Here is a 17,909-nt window from a genome sequence, read left to right as displayed (position 1 = left end):
CAGATTCAGCCAAAACCTTCGTAATCGCAGCCGTCAACGAGGTCTTACCATGATCAACGTGACCAATCGTTCCAACATTTACGTGCGTCTTATTACGCTCAAACTTCTCTTTAGACATTGTAGTATCCTCTTCCTTAAACTCTATTTACGCCACTTTGGCTTTAATTTCTTCAGCCACGTTACTCGGAACGGGCGCATAATGATCGAATGTCATAGTGAATTGCGCACGACCTTGCGACATAGAACGCAAGGTGTTCACATAACCAAACATAGCAGCTAGCGGCACTGTTGCATCAACCACACGGGCTACGCCGCGTTGATCCATGCCTTGCACTTGGCCACGACGTGAATTCAAGTCACCAATGATATCTCCCATGTAATCTTCAGGGGTTACCACTTCAACTTTCATCATCGGCTCAAGCAATACAGGTGAAGCTTGGCGAATACCTTCGCGATACGCCGCACGTGCTGCAATTTCAAATGCCATAACAGATGAATCAACATCATGATAGCCACCGTCAACGAGCGTTGCTTTGAAATCCACCATTGGGAATCCAGCGACCACACCCGTCTGCATCGCAGATTTTAGGCCTTTTTCAACACCAGGGATATATTCGCGAGGAACATTACCACCGGTAATTTTACTGTTAAACTCAAAACCAGCACCCATTTCATTCGGCTCGAAATCCATAATGATACGTGCAAACTGACCTGAACCACCCGATTGCTTCTTGTGGGTATAGTCAACTTGGAACGGCTTCGTGATTGTCTCACGATAAGCCACTTGTGGCGCACCAATATTTGCATCTACTTTAAATTCACGGCGCAAGCGATCCACGATGATATCGAGGTGAAGCTCACCCATACCTTTTAGGATAGTTTGACCCGTTTCATCATCAGAAGATAAACGAAGTGAAGGATCCTCAGAAGCCAAACGATTAAGACCGATAGACATTTTCTCTTGATCGGCTTTCGTTTTTGGCTCAACTGCCAATTCGATCACCGGATCTGGGAATTCCATACGCTCAAGAATAACTTGCTTATTTACATCTGAAAGCGTGTCACCTGTGGTGGTATCCTTCAAACCAGCGATAGCAACAATGTCACCCGCAAAAGCTTCTTTAACATCTTCGCGGCTGTTTGCATGCATCAACAACATACGACCAACACGCTCTTTACGATCTTTAACCGTATTCATTACATATGAACCCGCTTCAAGCTTACCTGAATAGATACGCGTGAAAGTCAGTGAGCCTACGAATGGATCGGTCATAATCTTAAATGCTAGAGCAGCGAATGGCTCATCATCTGAAGACTTACGAACAACTTCTACTTCTTTATCTTTAACATCCGTACCCATTACAGCTGCAACATCGGTTGGAGCAGGCATATAATCAAGAACAGCATCTAGCAAAGGTTGAACCCCTTTGTTTTTAAATGCTGTACCGTTAAGCACAGGAACAAGGTCACCCGCAACAGTACCCTTACGGATACAAGCACGCAATGTATCAACATCAGGCTCAGCGCCTTCTAAATATGCTTCCATAGCAGCATCATCAAACTCAAGAGCAGATTCAACTAGCTTTTCGCGATACTCAGCGGCTTTTTCTTTAAGATCGTCAGGGATTTCGATTTCGTCCCATTTTGCGCCCAAAGACTCGTCATTCCAAACAAGCCCCTTCATGGTCACAAGATCGACAAGACCTTGGTATTCCGCTTCAGCACCGATTGGCAACTGAAGAACCAAAGGATCGCAACCAAGGCGGTCCACCATCATATCGACACAGCGATAGAAATCGGCACCCATACGGTCCATCTTATTTACGAAACACATACGAGGCACGTTATACTTATCCGCTTGACGCCAAACTGTTTCAGACTGAGGCTCAACACCTGCAACCGAATCAAATACTGCAACCGCGCCATCAAGTACGCGAAGTGAACGCTCTACTTCAATCGTGAAATCAACGTGACCCGGAGTATCAATAATGTTGATACGGTGCTTAACACCACTACGGTCAGGCCAGAAACATGTCGTCGCAGCAGAGGTAATGGTAATACCACGCTCCTGCTCTTGCTCCATCCAATCCATGGTTGCGGCGCCATCATGCACCTCACCAATAGAGTGACTTACACCTGTATAATACAGAATACGCTCAGTTGTCGTGGTTTTACCCGCGTCAATATGCGCCATGATACCAATGTTACGGTAGCGGTCTAATGGAGTTGTACGTGCCATTTTCTTAGTGTTCCCTAATTCTTTTCTTATTCTACCAGCGGAAGTGAGCAAACGCGCGGTTCGCTTCAGCCATTTTATGAGTATCTTCACGCTTCTTAATAGCGCCACCACGATTATTCGCAGCATCTAGAAGCGCCATTTGCAGCTTCTTGATTGCTTCTTTATCGCGACGTGAACGCATATCAGCGACCAACCAACGAATCGCAAGCGCAACACGACGATCTTCGCGAACTTCCTGAGGCACCTGGTAAGTTGCACCACCGACACGGCGAGAGCGAACCTCAACCGTCGGCTTAACGTTTTCAATTGCATCATGGAAAGTCTTGATCGGATCTTCGTTAGCAGCTTCAATCAACTCAAATGCACCATAAACGATACGTTCCGCAGTCGACTTTTTGCCCGCAAGCATAATGCCGTTCATGAATTTCGTTAGGACAAGATCACCATACTTTGCATCAGGTAATACTTCGCGCTTTACAGCTCTGTGACGTCTAGACATAGTTATGTATCCCTATTTAGGTTTCTTCGCACCGTAATGCGAACGACGTTGTTTACGATCTTTTACGCCTTGTGTATCCAAGACACCACGGATTGTGTGATAACGCACACCCGGTAAATCTTTCACACGACCACCACGGATCATGATCACGCTGTGCTCCTGGAGATTGTGGCCTTCGCCACCAATATAGCTGGTTACTTCAAAACCATTCGTCAAGCGAACACGGGCTACTTTACGTAGAGCCGAGTTAGGCTTCTTAGGAGTGGTTGTATAAACACGTGTGCAAACACCGCGTTTTTGGGGATTCGCTTGTAGCGCAGGGACTTTATTCCGTTTTACGGGAACTTTACGACCTTTGCGCACCAGTTGGTTGATCGTCGGCATACTTTTATCCAAAACTTTGTTATTCTATACGCTCAAACAGGTCTTGGCCTGCTCAAGGAGGCCGCACCATAGGCATGTGACACCCCCCAGTCAAGTCCTATCTATAGAGTTAGCGTAGTTTTGCCACAGGGTGCTATCGCAAAAATACATCACCTCACAAAATCACGTGGCATTTTAGGGTTTTCTTAACGGTTCCACTCTACTGATAGCACTATGAGCACTTATTCTATCTTTAATATGAAGCCAATGATCACATTCATTATTCCCCTTACCTGCGCGCTACTGTCTAGTAGCGCAAATGCCGCCGAGCTAACGGAAGAACTTTCCTCTCTTGTTGATAAGCACCCTCGCTTGGCCGCAGAAGCGCAGAATGTGACCGCCGCGAAAGCCGCGATAACAGAAGCACGCTCCACCTATTTACCACGGCTCGACACCAATGCCTCTATAGGTTATGAGAACACAGATCGTACGGAACTTGTTCCTGCCGGGGATGATCTTGACCTAACAGGGTCAAGCGCAGCAATTACCGCCACACAAAATATTTTCTCTGGCTTTAGTACGGATGGTTCGGTTGCAGCGGCCCAAAGCGGTATCACGCAAGCGCAAGCCGCTTTAGAAAGCACGAAGCAACAACTCTTATTTGAAGGCACGAACGCTTATATTGCTGTCTTACGCCAGGTAAAGCTAACCGAACTTTCAAAACGAAATATGGCCACCCTCTCGAACCAACTTGAACTAGAAGATAAACGCGTTGACCGCGGCTCCGGAGTGGCTGTCGATGTGTTACAGGCAAGGTCACGACTCCAAATCGCTAAAGAACGCTTTACTGCTTTCGAGGGCGGATTAGAAGAATCACTTGCCCGTTATATGCAAGTGTTTGGTAATGCACCTGACATTGGCACCATGCGAACACCAGCCATTCCCGAACAGAAAATTCCGGAATCCCTTGAGGTTGCGATTGAATTCTCCATTGCACAGCACCCTACCCTCAAAGTCAGTGATTCGACCATTGAATCACTTGATCATCAAAAAACGATCGCCAAGTCGAACTACTATCCAAGCGTCGATGTCGTCGCTAGTAGTAGTTATGATGAAGATGTAAGCGGTATTCGCGGCACGGACATTAGCAACTCCCTTCTTTTGCGAGGCAGCTGGAATCTCTTTTCCGGATATGCAGATAAAGCACGCCATAAACAAGCTGTCGCACAACACCAATCCGCTATTTCGGTTGGCCAAGACACACAGCGCCGCATTATTGAGGAAGTCAAACTCGCATGGGCGAGCCTTAACACCAGTCGCAAACGTGCCGATTTACTCGAGAACGCCGTCAGTATCGCCGGCGAAGTCTATGATGCACGCACGCGCTTGCGTGATGCCGGCAAAGACACGGCCCTCAATGTTCTCGATGCTGAAAATGAACTTTTCCGGGCGCAAATTGATGCCGCCGCCGCTCGCTATGACTATTACTCAACGGTCTATCGCGTGCTCTTGGCCACAGGCCAATTAACCCTCAAAAATGCCAGCAATTAATCTGCGCCAAACGCAATCCCTGCTGAAAAAGACTGTGGATAACCACACTCATGACTTGCGCTCAGGCACATAAGCCTTACAGTTACATTCGGCGCAAATAATAACAATAACAAGCCCTTAATGTTAGATAGAAAAAACAATTGGTTAGAGATCAAGATGGCAATGCTTTTCAGTATGCTATTTTTGCTATGCGCCCTCCCCTCTATCGCTGAAGCGCGCCCCTTACGCCTGCTCTTACAGCATATTGGTCAGACTCATCCCGCCATTGTCACACAATATGAGCAAGCGCTTGCATCCGAAGCCATCATCAGCGAAGCGAAAGCAGGCTACCTCCCCCAACTAGGCGTCAGTGCCAGTTACGGATATCAAGAGCGAGATAGAAGCGGCGGCATTAGCTCAAACGGTGTCGAGGACTCCTCTCCTCTCGATGCGAACCTTTCTATCACCCAAAATCTATTTGAGGGCTTCCGCACCAATGGTTCTGTCGATGTCGCCATCTCAACCATGCTGGCAACAAACTCACAATATAACGCGGTGCGCCAACAAGTCTTTCTACAGGCCATTAATGCTTATATTCAGCTAGTGAGGCAACAACACCTCTTGCAATTGTCCCAACAAAATATCCAAACATTGCAAAATCAAGTGGCGCTAGAACGAGAACGTATGATGGCCGGAACGGGTATCTCGGTGGATGTCTTGCAAACTCAATCTCGCTTACAGCTTGCGCATGACCGCTATGCAAGCTTTCTCGGCTCGTTTCATCAAGCGGAGGCGACGTTCACTCAACTCTTTGGGATGAAACCCGATTACCGCACCTTACAAATTCCGTCAGTCTCGCCTGCAGCGATGCCACGCCAATTACAACAGGCGCTCAAAACGGCTTTAGCGAATAACCCGACCATCACTCAGTCGAATCATCAAATTGATGCTGCAGAACAAGAACGCACTGTCGCACGCGCTAACTACTTCCCTCGCCTTGACGTTGTTGCCAGCAGCAGCTTCTCAGATACCGGCGATGATATTAGCGGTGAAACTTCAACGAACGCACTGCAATTACGCGGCAGCTGGGATTTATTCGCTGGCTTTGCAGATCAGTCACGCGAAACGAGAGCCGTTCACAACTATCAATCCTCCCTTGCATCGGCTGATAACACCCGTCGCCAGGTCGTTGAGGCCACTGAGCGTGCATGGGCACAATTAGTGACAACACAGCAGCGCGCCACGATTTTGCAAAATGCCGTTTCCATCTCGCAGCAAGTTTACCGTGCGCGACAACGCCTTCGTGACATTGGATCCGAAACGGCCATTAATGTTTTGGGAGCCGAGAGCGAACTTTTTAACTCGCAAATTAATGCCGTTAGCGCCTTATATGACAGCTATATTGCTCGCTTTAATCTCCTGCAAGCCGTTGGAATGCTTGAGCCATCCGCCCTTCTGTAAAAATGCGTCAGAATCGTTACAAATTTAAGTAAAATTTTAAACAAACTGTCACAGAAGGTTCACACACAACCCATAAGTATTTTGATATTCTGAGATTAATGAAAAAAACCTTGGAGTTAACGATGGACCCGATAAACGATACTTTAATTGATCAGCTGAGCAAACTATACGATAGCTATATGGACGAGGAGACACCCGCAGATGCCTTCCTTGCAAGCTTAAACACGTTGGTGGGTGACATCCTTATTTCTCAGACGGGCTCTAGCGCGCTAACTCCTGATATCAGCATTGCTGACCTACAAGCCCTTCTGCTTCAGATGCAAGCCGATGGAAACTTTGATCCCGCGGGAACCTCTAACGTTGATGTAAGCTTAGGCAAACTACTCTCAGGCATGCAACTCGATGATATGACCTTCGCGCCTATTCCTACTCTTCCTACCGTACCTCCTGTACTACCAAGTCCAGACCCAGCTGAGGGTGTAGGCATTCGTATTTTTGAAGATATGGATGGAGATGGAACCATCTCCGTAGAGGAACTTGAAGCCGGCTCGCAAAGATTAATGAGCACTGAACCAATGGATGTGGCAGATAAAGCCAAGCTTATTGGTGTGCTTGACCAAAATGGCGACGGAAAATGGGATGCTGAGGATGTGGGTGAACTTGGTGTTCAGATCAAAAACATCAACCCTGATTTTGCAGATGATGGCAGCGAGCTAATCGGTAATATGGATCGTGAAGCATTTAATGCCTATAATGATGTTCAAATCGGAGTGGCTTACGATGAAAATGGCGATGGCCATTACAATGTGGGTATTGACAAACTAACAATCACTCGCCCTACAGATACGAATGAACCAACTCCTGATGCCGACGTATCAGCGAACCTTACAGCTCTGCTAAAAGCTTATGACGACTATATCATTGATGGCATCACTGAAGATGAATTAGTGGCTGTTTCCAAAGCAGAAGTGAGCGAAATTCTTAAAGCAGTTCCCCTTTCAGCCGATGACATGCTTCTCGTGAATGCGATTACAGCAAAAATCGTCGCGGATGGTTTCCAGCTAGATGATGGTACAGACTTTACCGATACCATTTCAATGCTTGTGGATAACACAGGGGCCGATACAGGTAATGACGGCGTAGACTTCTACGATGCAGTGGTAACACTTGTGACGACCTATGAAGGCGCAAAAGCAGGTACGGTTAGTACGGAAGAGCTTCTGTCGACTTTTGCTAAGCAAATTGCAGAAATCCTCACCATCAAAGCAGTAGATGGAGACATCATCGATAGTGCTGATCTCAACTTCTTGCACAAATTAATCTCAACGATCACGTCTGATCCTGCTGCTGATAGCGACCTTGTAGCTCTTGTAAATGAGCTTGCAAACGAGCTTGGCGACAGAGTTGACGATGGCTCAGGCGATGGCGATGGCTCAGGCGATGGCGATGGGCACGGTCATGGGCATGGCGATGGACACGGTAATGCCGGTATTAAAGCTCTGTTAGATGCACTTGCAAAAACGCTGACTACCTTACAGGACCTTATCAAAGCGCTCACTGACCAAAATGCAGACCCGGATGCAACTCCAGATCCTGACGTAGATCCTGATGTGGACCCTGATGTAGATCCTGATGTAGATCCTGATGCAGTTCCTGATCCAGATCCGATTCCTGATCCAACTCCAGATCCAACTCCAGATCCTGATCCAGATCCAACTCCAGATCCTGATCCAACTCCTGATCCTGATCCAACTCCTGATCCTGACCCTGATAATGAGACCCTAAACGATCTACTCGATGAATTAACAAACCTAACTAACAACCTAGCTAACAATAGTTCGCCGATTCAATCGATCATCCTATCCGAGAACGCGGATACAGGTGAAGCAGCGAGCAACGATGTTGTAGATATTGAGTCTATTGATTTCCAAATGGCTCAGGACGTTGACCTCGATTTCGGTGACGATATGTAAACAACAAAACTATCCACCTAAGAAATGGCCCGCAGAGTAAACTCTGCGGGCCATTTCTTCTTTTGGGCACGCAATGCTTGCACGATCCGACAGGCTAGCCTATGCCTTTGCTTATAGTGGACCCGTAGCTCAGCTGGATAGAGTGTCGCCCTCCGAAGGCGAAGGTCGTGCGTTCGAATCGCACCGGGTCCGCCATATTTTTCAATCACTTAGAATTATTCTAAATCCTCCATAATAGCTCTGGGCAGCACCGGGGTAGCACGCGGGGGTACTTTTCTGAACCAATTTTTCTCTTATTCACTTAACAATACTTATTTGCGATAATAACTACTATGAGTGACCAAACGAAAAATAAATACCCCAAAACAATATCAGAAGAAGACATTTCAGATATTTGTTACCAACACAGCTTCAATAGCGAAAAAAAGCGTCAATTAAACAGCTTTTTGCATGAACTGATTGAAATCATCAGTGATGCTTTGGAAGAAAACGAAGACAGAACATCGCTAGCAGAGCAAATGAAATGGCTTAATGATTCCAAACAAAAGGCGGAGAAGCTTCTGCGGCACTTAAAAACGCCAGACCAGCATAAACGTCGTCAATTTGGAAAAAGCACTGCTAAAAGACTGCATCGGCTTTTCTCACCCGAAGGACTATTACCTGTATTGTCTAACCTAGCCCCCCTACCTACGAGTAACGATAATGGTTCCCTAGGGAATAGCTGCGCTGACTTGCTTGACAGCCCCGCCCTACCAATAAGCTTAACTTCTCAGACAACCAACCACGAGCCCAATTATAAAAAACTGCACCACATAATGCACAAAGATGGCATAGACGTTGTTGGAGCCGTATTAGAAAATACCATTGTCAGTATCAGCAACACGCTAGATATTTACAAGACATTACCTGAATCGAAAGGCGGCAGAAAACCGAATTGGCATCGCCGAAGCCTTATAGTCAATCTTTTGAACATTTATCAGTGCCTAGGAGGAAAGGTGACACGCGCGAATGAAGGCCGCCACGTTGATTTCTGTGAATCGTTATTCTCTACAATGGGACTCCCCACAAAAGGAGTTTCCTCAGATGTTCCAAGGGCATATGAAGAATTACAAGAAAAGCTCGCAAAACCTCACTGAGAAAATTCGAGGTTCTGAAATAATCTCAAAGTAATTACCTGCGATAATCTTCTAATATTAACAGATTAGGAGAAAGTTATGGTAATCACAAAGCGTTTTAGCAGAGTTGACGCCGCAATTTATTTAACCCAAAGCGGCTGCAAGACATCGCCCAAAACTCTAGCAAAGCTCGCGGTAAATGGCGGCGGCCCTAAATTCAGGAAGTTTGGGCATCGAGTTATTTATGAGCTAGGAGCGTTAGACGAATGGATGAATGATAAGATATCACAGCCATTTGAAAACACCGCACAAATTAAAGAAGCTAGAAACCAAATAAACTCGGCAAAAGCATCTGAGCCCCCTCTTTGCGCTACGACTGAGAAAAAGGAACTTACTAATCAAGTACCTTCACTCCCACCTACCACTGATTTTGGTATGAGTGGCGCTATTGCAAATGAGGAGGCTTAGTCATGACAACATCATTACTGAGTGCCAACCAAGCGCTAGGTGGAGAGATTTGTAATGGTCAAATATTATGCCCCGGTCCGGGACATAGTAAGCATGACCGTTCTCTTTCGGTGAAATTTGAGCCCAGTGCGCCAGATGGTTTTGTCGTCCACTCTTTTGCAGGTGATGAACCAATGCGCTGCCGCAATTACGTTAAGAAGCGCTTGAAATTAAGCTCTGAGTTTTCACCTCCTGTAATTAAGCGAGAGCAAAATCAACCAAGTGCAAATCGCAAACGCCGTGCGAGGGCTTTGAAGCTTTGGCGACAAGCGAGGTCGTTATGAACAGTGCTGAACAAGTCAGAAAGTATCTTTCTGAATACCGTGGGATTGGTTTGAAGGCGCTTCCAAGCGATATTCGGCACCATCCAGCGGTTTATCATTTCAAAGCGGAAAGAGATTACCCAGCGATGATTGCCGCCCTCCGTGATAGTGTTGGCCAAATTACGGCAATCCAAAGCACCTTTATCGACCCGCATACAGGTGATAAGGCAAAAATCACCTCCCCAAAGCTCTGTATGGGCATCGTCAAGGAAGCAGCTATCAAGCTTGCCAATTACGACGGTTCAATTCCTCACCTAGCTATTTGCGAAGGATTAGAGGATGCGCTTTCTGTAATGGAATTAACGGGCTACCCAGCATGGGCGGTTTGTGGGGCGCATAATTATCGTCACCAGCAAATACCCGAATCTATCCATGAAGTTGTGATAGCTGCCGATAGTGACGAGGTGGGGCTATCTGCTGCGAGAATGTTAGCCCAACGTTTGATAAATGAAGGTCGTGTGGTTCGGATAAAACCACCACCTGATGGCTGCAAAGACTGGAATGACTACCTCAAAAAGAAAAAGGCGGATGCTGTAACACCCGCCACCATTAAATAAGGATTTTACACCATGAATACTACATTGGAAAAACAGGAATTACAAGTTTTTGACGAATCACAGGCAGCGGATATTTGGCCTAAACCAATTTTGTTTGATGACATCAATACTCCTGATATATCGCCATCATTACTGCCAGAACCTTACTCCGCTTTTGTTCGTGAGTTGGCAACTGCAACAGAAACTCCACCTGAAATGGCGTTGGCTTGCGTACTCGCAATGCTCTCTATCGCGGTTACGGGCAAGTATGAAATCTCGCCCAAAGATGGCTGGGTGGAATCTCTAAATTGTTACTGGTTTGTTGAAATGTCGCCAGCCAATCGAAAATCAAAGGTTATGAGCGAATGTTCAAAGCCAGCATTATTATGGGAGCGTGAGCAATATAAGCTAGTTAAGCCCATTATTGAGCGTATTACATCTCAAAACAAAACCAAAGAAGCACTCATTCGCAAGTTACGCAATAAAGCGGCTGAAACTGAAACCTCGCCTACTGACCGTGATAGCCTACAAAAAGAGATTGAAGAAGTTGAGCAATCAATCGAGCCAGTGCCAGCATATCCAAAATTATTCGCCAATAACGTAACGCCTGAATCATTAGAGAATTACGTTAAAGAGCAGCAAGGACGATTTGGTATCGTCAGCGATGAAGGCGGGGTTATTGAAACTCTGACTGGTCTTTATTCTGGCGGTAAGGCGAATGTCGATATTGTCTTAAAAGGCATTGATGGCGGGTATATTCGCGTAAGGCGAAAAGACCGAGAATTTAACTTAAATCCCTTCCTTTCAATCATGCTATGTGTTCAGCCTGCTATTCGCGGCAAGATGGCTGAAAATCAAAACTTACAGGGAAATGGTGCGTTAGAGCGTTTTCTATATCTAATCCCTAAAAGTCAGCTAGGAAGCCGTACCCATGATAAGCTGCCTGTTAGCACGCAGACAAGAGAGGCATATAATCAGGCAATTCGGAAGCTGCTCGATATTTCAGTTCTCGAATCCGAAAGCGGTGGATTATTATCGCGCACATTAAGCCTATCAAGTGAAAGTTACCGAAATTTCCATAATTTCCAGCTCGAATTAGAACCGAAGTTGAGAGATGGAGGCGAGCTATACCCATTACAAGGCTGGGCTGGTAAAATTGCTGGTTTTATTGCGCGTATTGCTGGCCTAATTCATCTCGCAAAAGGGCTTAATGAATTTTCGGAAGTTGATATTGAAACAATGCAAGCAGCTCTCAAGATAGGTAAAGCTCTTATTGAACACGCTAAGACAGCTTATAAGCTGATAGGGTTAGAGCCTACGGAGCGTAACGCCTATACTGTATTCAAATTCCTTGAAGGCTATGGATTGCCTCAAATTTCGCGTTCAGAGCTAACTATAGCGATGAAGCATAATATGAAGTCACCTGAGTTGACCGAGGCGTTAAAGGATTTGGAAGGCCGTCATATCGTATCTGAACATAAAGAAAAAGGTAGCGGTTCACGCGCTATCACCATGTATCGGATTTCACCCCGTATTCACGATGCAAAACTTGTGGGAAGTTCGGTAAATACGGAAAGTTCATCAAGCGAAGTTTCCGAAGCTCCAGAGACGCGCACTAAAAACACGAACAATATTAGGTCGTTGGAGGAATTAGCTAACGGCCCTTCAAAAAACGAAAAAGCATCAAAAACAGAGTTGGTAATTTGACAATAGATTTCGCTAAATGATTGGAGTAAAAAATGGGTAATTATGCGTCAATGCGGTGGGAGTTTCATACGGCAAAAACCACGGTGGAAGAGCTTTTATGCTTCGATATTGATGAAATGGTGAAGCGGAAATTCATCCGTTGGCAACGAGGGTGCAAGCATACCCTCAGTTGGCTTGATAATTGTGGGAATGTTTTATTCTCGCTTCACTATGATTGTTACGCATTCCACCCTGAATCGGCGCATATCAATCTGAAATACGACTCCATCCATGGTCAGCATGATTACGATGTGAAGCTATCACATACGGTGCCGCATTTTGGTGGTGTTCGTATTTGGGTGCATTGTCCAAACTGTCAAAAGCGATGCCGTAAGCTCTATCTCTGTCAGGAGAGCTTGTCTTTCATCTGCCGAGGATGCGGTAACTTTGCTTATGAGTCGCAACAAATGAGGCCCTTTAATCGCATCGTGAAACGTATGTATGGTATTGCGGGGAGGTTAGGTGATGGCGGCTCTCTTCATCCTCCCCCTAAGCCCAAAGGGATGCCCTGGCTTACCTATGATAAGTTGAGTTGTGAATTGGCAAAACAAGATATGAGAGCGCGTGCGTTATTTGGTGAGTAATCAGGAAATTGTCGCTCTAATTCTTTGATGTAAGCGCTCTTTCAATTCATCCGCGTTTTCCCAAGCGATGGTATTATACTGCCGGATGTCAAAATGAAGGTTTTCTAAATCATCTTTTCGGCAGGTCCAAATAACGGGAATACCGAGCCCTAGCGCGAACCCAGCTTCAAAATAGACGCCTCCTCTATGGTTTGTGAAGTCCGCTACAATAAAGCGTGAGCGTTTGATTTCAGCGATTATTTCATCATCAATTTTATCGTTATGCTCTTTGTTGTCGATTCTAAGTGGTTTAAACTCAGTATCCTCAAATGCAGCTTTTATCCCATCCTCCCAAATAGGTGTCATGGAATCATCAAACCACATCGCAATAAAGCATTGAGAGGTACGTTGTTTTTTATTTTGAGATTCCACCTCTGCCCAACCAAGAGCCGATATAAAGCAATCTGTTAGAGGGTTTCCAGTATGTGCTACTGCTTGAAATTCAGTCGCTCTAATGAGCCTTTGATGATAGAGAATCTCCATAACAAACCAGTAATCTTTTGCACTGCGCGCTGCAATCTGCGCAATGTATTTGGGGTTATCCACGTCAATAATTTCGGTGTAACTTTTTACGTCTTTTGCATAAGAATTAAGCAAGATGCTTGTCTTCTCAGATAAAGGAATTTCTCGTAATTGAGCGTATTTCTCGTATTCATGAACTTTTATGGACACCACCCTTCTAGCATCCCATTCTGAACGCAAATATGAAGATAAGAGGTGTGGTTTAATTTTTTCATCCAACCCTTGTGTGCTGGCGCTACCGGAGAGTTCATACTGACCACATTGAGGGCAATCCAAAAGGCGCTTATCACCGTAATCCTGACTGGTTACTTCTTTGCATTCATTCTCGCAGACAAAGCACTTTTCCATTTTATTCTCCCTTATTGCCAAAATAACAGGTTAGCCAGCTCCACGAGCAATACAATCATTACCTGCTTGACCATCCATGCCCTCTGCCATAGCTTCAAAGTGCGTTACCTAAGTAGGTACGCGAGGCTTCGAAAACCTCTTAATCATATGCGGCTTGTGCAGCCGTTAACCGTGCATTTCGACTCATTTGTCGGGATGCCGCTGGTGATAAAATAGGCTCCGGCTAAAAGCTAGTGGGAACCTTCTCATATGGTTAGGTTTTTTCGAACGTCCCGGCGCCAGTCCTTCGGGGTTGGTGTCTTCGACTTTAATTTGGGGAGGAAACCACCGTGAAACCATTCTTGTTACCACTGGCGCTTACAGCAATCACTCTCACGGGTTGCGCTGCCATGCACCAGCAGAAGATGAGCCAATTATGGCAGCAAACTAGCATCATTGAGCAGGGTTGTGAAAGCAGTTATGAAGCTGGCGACATCAAAACTCATATGGATAAAACCGCCTGTACCGTTACACAGGCTTTTCCACTCTTCGAGAAGGAAGCTGGCGAGAGTCTTCCATATGTTAGGCGTATTTTTGCGATGAAGGCATTATTAGCCGAGAAGCTCGATAAGAAGCAAATCACTCCTGCGGAGGCACAAATGACCTATGCCGAGTTTAGAGGTGCCGTTGAAGCAGAGGAGGCCGCTATTCGCGCCGAAAGGCAAGCGGCCATAAATGCCAGCATGAATGCTTTGGGCCAGCAGATGATTCAGCAAGGTGCTCCATCACCCAGCAGCAGCGTTAATTGCCGCTCGGTGAGCCATGGAAATCGTACCAATACGACCTGTCAGTAGCACTGTTAATCATGGGTGATGTCATCATGTGGATGGTAATCATCGGTTTCACTGGGACCGGGTTTTATGTGCTTTGCAGCGACGCGCAAAAGGAATATGGGGATAAAGGAGGGTTAATTGCTGCCATCATATGCTTCCTTATCATTATCAGGCTATTCTCCGCTTATACCGATGATGATGAACCTTACCCATACTGTGAACCAAGCATGACAGGGCTCGCTTGCTATGATTGACCCAAAAAAAGTGATAATCGAAATATTGACTTGGTTAGCACTATAAAACGCTAATAACTGTTGATTTATTGCCCTTTCAATCCACCACCGTAATAAATTCTTAACCGAATTATGCTGTAATGGTCGGAGTTGGAGGAAAGTAGCATATGACAAATTTGGTAAAGTCGGGCGATTATACGTTCGCCCCCTTTCAATCGGTAATGATATACGCTGCAATGAACGCGGCTAACCCAACTGCTTTAAAAGAGCCAATGAATGAAGAAAAGCTGGCGGAAGTGGAAGCTTTCATGGAGCAAATCAATCAACAAACAAAGGCTTTCACCAAAGAAACAGAGCAGTCAAGTGACGTTGCTGATTGGCCACCTGCTCTTGATGTTCAACAGAATCTCTCCTCCATTACGGCAATGTTAGAAAAAACGAAAGCAAAAACGGGTATTGAGTTCAATAAGCTGATTGGTGTTGCACCGTCCAATAGCGGAGCATTCTCCGTTAACGGCAATCATAATATCTCAATTGACTATGCTGCTATTAAGGGAGAAATGTTCAGTCACGAACGCTTAGCGGATATTATCAATCATGAGGCAGCTCACCTGCATTATCGTGACCATGAGCTAAACGGTCTAGCCAAGATGGCAGCAGACCAAATGAATCAATTGATGGTCATCAAGGAGCTGCATCGGGATAACCCTGACTTGCTATATAAACTGATTCAAGACAACTACGACTCAATCGAACAATTCTCTGAGCAGGTCAAGGGGATTGAGTCAGCGGTGAACAAATTTGTGGAGCCACTTTTTCCTGTTATGGATATGAATTATCAGGCCGTTTTGCATGATATGTATAGCGAGCATAAGGTTGAAAAGGCGTTGGATAAGGTCAGCTCAGAAAATAGTTTTCAGCAGCTATATGCCTCGCTTGCTCCACTAAGCCTTACCTTTCCCGCTGTAACAAAATCGCAAGCAGTTAAGGTTAAGGAGATGATAGATTCAATTGACCTAAACAGCAGTCCACAAGCAGAGGCAACGAAACAGCACCTTTTGGCAACGTATGACAGCTCTTTTAATCAAGACCAGCAGGTCGCAATTAATATTGCTCCTGCCGATAAAAAGCAGATTGACCATATTATTAAGGAAAAGCTACTGCCACTCAGCGAATATCCTGAAAAGTTGCGTAAATTTTCACGAGAAACCCGCCTAGCTGCTGAATTTCGTGCCGATGATTTCTCCGTCGCCTTTTCAGATAAGCCAAAAGAGGCTCATTTATGTTTGGCAGAGCAAGAGCGAATCGCTGAAAATATTAAACAAAATAATCCGGAACAAGCTGCGATGATGATACAAGCAGAGGAAGAAGACCCGCATCCTCCGCTTTCCGTACGTGTTGAACGCTCAAAAAAGCTGGGTGAATATGTGGCAGCTTTACGAGCGGAAAAAGGACCAGAGGCTAATTTGCTAGAGTATTTGGATATGTCAATTGGCGCTTTTAGCCTTCTGCCAACGGAGAAAAAAGCTCTCGGCGGCGGATATACTGGTCCCGGCTGATTGCAACCAAATGTATTTCTTCTCTAATTTATCGCTTTTTAATTGATATTATTTCCGCCGAATCGCCTCTGTCTGGATTTAACGCTGCGGAGATTGTTCCAGCAATCTTTTCTGAGGCGCGACGTAAAGGGTCATCAGCAAAGTGAGAATAGCGCGCAGTGGTATAAGCAGAATTTTGTCCCAACAGCTTACCTACCATGCTTAAGCCAACCCCAGTCATGCCACCAACAGACGCAACGGAATGGCGAATATCATGGACTCGGATATCATCTATACCCGCGTAATGAACAATTCGTTTCCAAGGTCTTTTTATATCGTACCGATGAGTATCCGGTTTCTGACCGGGAATAACAAAATCGTTGATTCTAGGTAAGTTTGATAGCACCTCAAGTGAAGGGGCAGCTAGTAACACACGTTTCGCACCTGTTTTAGAGTCTGGCAGGTGAAGCATCCCTCGGTCAAAATCAACCTCACTCCATTTGAGCTTTATAATTTCACCTGAACGACACCCTGTGAATAACATAAGTCTAATCGCTGCGGTGGCAAAAGGTGAAATAACTTGTCGCCTATCTTTCTCCTTAGCAGGGTGATGCTTAGATATCTTTTTACTGCTAGTCACCCAAGGCAAGCCAACGGTTTCTGCTTCACGAAGGGCATCCCCTAACCTTCTAAGCTCATCAACAGAAAGAAAACGCTCACACTTTTTATCTGGGTACTTTTCAATACCAGCACATGGATTACTTTCAATGTAATGCCGCGCCATCGCATAGCTAAAAATCCCGCCAAGCAACCCAACACTACGAGATGCAACCCCCTTCCCCCCTGTAACACGAGAGCGACCTTGTTTTTTCGTTTTTGTATCAGATGCTGTTTTGCCCTTGGCAACGTCACGCATGAATCGTTCGACATCCTCACGCTTCACTTGGCTAATGCGTTTATTTCCCAATAGCGGCTTAATATGCCTACTTATGCGCCCTCTATCGCTTATTAACGTGGATTCTTTCTTATGCTCACAACCATCTTCCAAATATTGGTCACAAAGCTGTGATAACGTCATTTCAGCACGCTGCTTCGACCTTGCGCCAGCAACATCATCACCAAGTCTTGCCTTGGCTAAAATATCAGACGCTGCCTTACGCGCCTGTTCTACCGTCAAGATACCATACCTTCCAATAGTCACTTTACGAACCGGACTTTTCCGTCCACCTCCCCCAATACGATATTGAGCGATAAAAGTTTTGGCGCCTGATTTGCGAATGCGACAACCAAAACCAGCTAAATCACCACACCACACGACATAATCTTTATCGGTAGGATGTGAATTATCAACGGCTGTTTTGGTCAATCTTCTTTTCTTATTGGGTTCAGCCATAACAATAATTCTTTCTGGGTAGCACGCGGGTATCACGCATTTGGTAAATCAACGTAAAGAAGAGTATCACCAATACCTCACAATATGTCAAAATCTTATTGAAATATATGTATTTTTCATAATTAAGTAAAATGGAGTAACTTCAATA

At 45.5% G+C, this 17,909-nt stretch carries 17 protein-coding genes and 1 tRNA gene; 12 read left to right on the top strand and 6 right to left on the bottom strand.

Annotated elements, in window-relative coordinates; translation table 11 throughout:
• The 4 genes from P8P30_10140 to rpsL form a co-directional block, all read right to left on the bottom strand.
• Positions 1–118 (bottom strand): GTP-binding protein (locus tag P8P30_10140; protein ID MDG1287900.1); only part of this gene is annotated, 118 nt, incomplete at its 3' end.
• 27 nt (positions 119–145) lie between these two features.
• Positions 146–2,239 carry an elongation factor G gene (fusA, locus tag P8P30_10135; GenBank protein ID MDG1287899.1) on the bottom strand — a complete coding sequence of 698 codons (2,094 nt, stop codon included), beginning with the start codon at positions 2,237–2,239 and terminating at the stop codon, positions 146–148.
• Between the two features lie 31 nt (positions 2,240–2,270).
• Entirely contained in the window at positions 2,271–2,738 is a 468-nt protein-coding gene (gene rpsG / locus P8P30_10130; GenBank protein MDG1287898.1) for a 30S ribosomal protein S7, read from the bottom strand.
• Between the two features lie 12 nt (positions 2,739–2,750).
• On the bottom strand, positions 2,751–3,122 hold the full coding sequence (rpsL, locus tag P8P30_10125) for a 30S ribosomal protein S12 (protein MDG1287897.1): 372 nt from the start codon (positions 3,120–3,122) through the stop codon (positions 2,751–2,753).
• Between the two features lie 237 nt (positions 3,123–3,359).
• Between rpsL and P8P30_10120 the strand changes: the two genes are divergently transcribed.
• The 10 genes from P8P30_10120 (at position 3,360) to P8P30_10075 (ending at position 12,876) form a co-directional block, all read left to right on the top strand.
• On the top strand, positions 3,360–4,652 hold the full coding sequence (locus tag P8P30_10120) for a TolC family outer membrane protein (protein ID MDG1287896.1): 1,293 nt from the start codon (positions 3,360–3,362) through the stop codon (positions 4,650–4,652).
• 120 nt (positions 4,653–4,772) lie between these two features.
• A complete protein-coding gene (locus P8P30_10115) occupies positions 4,773–6,092 on the top strand; it encodes a TolC family outer membrane protein (protein MDG1287895.1) in 1,320 nt (439 codons plus the stop codon).
• A 98-nt stretch (positions 6,093–6,190) separates the two neighbouring features.
• A complete protein-coding gene (locus tag P8P30_10110) occupies positions 6,191–8,065 on the top strand; it encodes a hypothetical protein (GenBank protein ID MDG1287894.1) in 1,875 nt (624 codons plus the stop codon).
• Positions 8,066–8,183: 118 nt separating this feature from the next.
• Positions 8,184–8,260: transfer RNA gene (locus P8P30_10105), tRNA-Arg, on the top strand.
• A gap of 137 nt (positions 8,261–8,397) precedes the next feature.
• Positions 8,398–9,201: a hypothetical protein gene (locus P8P30_10100; GenBank protein ID MDG1287893.1), complete on the top strand. Its 804-nt coding sequence runs from the start codon at positions 8,398–8,400 to the stop codon at positions 9,199–9,201.
• Positions 9,202–9,450: 249 nt separating this feature from the next.
• Positions 9,451–9,648: a hypothetical protein gene (locus P8P30_10095; GenBank protein ID MDG1287892.1), complete on the top strand. Its 198-nt coding sequence runs from the start codon at positions 9,451–9,453 to the stop codon at positions 9,646–9,648.
• Between the two features lie 2 nt (positions 9,649–9,650).
• Complete coding sequence (locus P8P30_10090; protein MDG1287891.1) at positions 9,651–9,971, top strand: hypothetical protein; 321 nt, start codon at positions 9,651–9,653, stop codon at positions 9,969–9,971.
• A complete protein-coding gene (locus tag P8P30_10085; protein ID MDG1287890.1) occupies positions 9,968–10,567 on the top strand; it encodes a toprim domain-containing protein in 600 nt (199 codons plus the stop codon). The genes P8P30_10090 and P8P30_10085 overlap by 4 nt, the downstream gene beginning before the upstream one ends.
• A 12-nt stretch (positions 10,568–10,579) precedes the next feature.
• The gene (locus P8P30_10080) at positions 10,580–12,253 is read left to right on the top strand and encodes a YfjI family protein (protein ID MDG1287889.1); all 1,674 of its coding nucleotides are present in this window, start codon (positions 10,580–10,582) and stop codon (positions 12,251–12,253) included.
• Positions 12,254–12,285: 32 nt separating this feature from the next.
• Positions 12,286–12,876 carry a hypothetical protein gene (locus tag P8P30_10075; protein ID MDG1287888.1) on the top strand — a complete coding sequence of 197 codons (591 nt, stop codon included), beginning with the start codon at positions 12,286–12,288 and terminating at the stop codon, positions 12,874–12,876.
• Here P8P30_10075 and P8P30_10070 read toward each other — a convergent pair whose 3' ends face one another.
• A complete protein-coding gene (locus tag P8P30_10070) occupies positions 12,877–13,785 on the bottom strand; it encodes a hypothetical protein (protein MDG1287887.1) in 909 nt (302 codons plus the stop codon).
• Positions 13,786–14,114: 329 nt separating this feature from the next.
• Between P8P30_10070 and P8P30_10065 the strand changes: the two genes are divergently transcribed.
• Together P8P30_10065 and P8P30_10060 are read left to right on the top strand one after the other, a co-directional pair.
• Positions 14,115–14,618: a hypothetical protein gene (locus P8P30_10065; GenBank protein ID MDG1287886.1), complete on the top strand. Its 504-nt coding sequence runs from the start codon at positions 14,115–14,117 to the stop codon at positions 14,616–14,618.
• 379 nt (positions 14,619–14,997) lie between these two features.
• Complete coding sequence (locus P8P30_10060) at positions 14,998–16,389, top strand: hypothetical protein (GenBank protein ID MDG1287885.1); 1,392 nt, start codon at positions 14,998–15,000, stop codon at positions 16,387–16,389.
• A 28-nt stretch (positions 16,390–16,417) separates the two neighbouring features.
• Here P8P30_10060 and P8P30_10055 read toward each other — a convergent pair whose 3' ends face one another.
• Positions 16,418–17,761 (bottom strand): site-specific integrase, encoded by a 1,344-nt coding sequence (locus P8P30_10055; protein ID MDG1287884.1) that lies wholly within the window; start codon positions 17,759–17,761, stop codon positions 16,418–16,420.
• Positions 17,762–17,909 lie beyond the last annotated feature (148 nt).

The sequence above is a fragment of the Rickettsiales bacterium genome (genome assembly GCA_029252805.1).
Lineage (GTDB): Bacteria > Pseudomonadota > Alphaproteobacteria > Rickettsiales > JALZUV01 > JALZUV01.
Note: the sequence above shows the minus strand (reverse complement) of the source record. Positions and strands in the feature narration are given on the sequence as shown.